This is a genomic window from Bartonella sp. OD88NMGDW, assembly GCF_042193775.1.
Classification (GTDB): Bacteria; Pseudomonadota; Alphaproteobacteria; order Rhizobiales; family Rhizobiaceae; genus Bartonella; species Bartonella grahamii.
Map to the genome: position 1 here is coordinate 1 of NZ_JBHIMA010000081.1, position 672 is coordinate 672.

Consider the following 672-nt stretch of genomic DNA (forward strand, 5'->3'; position numbering starts at 1 on the left):
ATGGAACAAAGAACAGCAGAATGGTTTCAAGCGCGCTTGGGTAAAGTCACCGCATCAAACATTTACAGCGTACTCAGTAAAACTACAAAAGGATTGCCTACGAGCAAATATGAAGACTACAAAATCAAACTCATAACAGAGCGCTTAACAGGCGAAACAAGCCCCTATTATGAAACTGAAGATATGAGATGGGGTATCGAACACGAAGATGATGCCTTGAGAGAATATGGCTTCATTTATGATGCCGATATAACAAAATGCGGCTTTATCCAACACCCCACAATAGAAATGGCGGGGGCTAGCCCCGATGGTCTCATTGGAGAAGACGGTTTAATCGAAGTTAAATGCCCGAGATCAGTAACACATATGCGCTTTTGTATAGGTGACGAAATCAAACCAGAATATCACGCACAAATGCAATTCCAAATGGCTTGTACAGAACGAAAATGGTGTGATTTCGTAAGCTATGACCCACGTTTTACGGGGGAATTCTTTCACTTACGCATGAAAGTCAAGCGTGTTCTCCGTGATGATCAACAAATTGAACAGATCAATCAAGCTGTTGAAACCTTTTTAGCAGAGATAGAACGAGAGATAAAACAACTCTCAACAAAAGCTGCTTAACCTTATGGGGGTGTTTTGTTCCCCGCATATCTACAAGCACCCCCACCC

General features: G+C 42.3%; 1 protein-coding gene. It reads left to right on the plus strand.

What is annotated here, in order from left to right; translation table 11 throughout:
* Positions 1-624, plus strand: a complete 624-nt coding sequence (locus tag ACFIJR_RS09210) for a lambda exonuclease family protein (protein WP_375654090.1) — start codon at positions 1-3, stop codon at positions 622-624.
* The last annotated feature ends 48 nt before the right edge of the window (positions 625-672 follow it).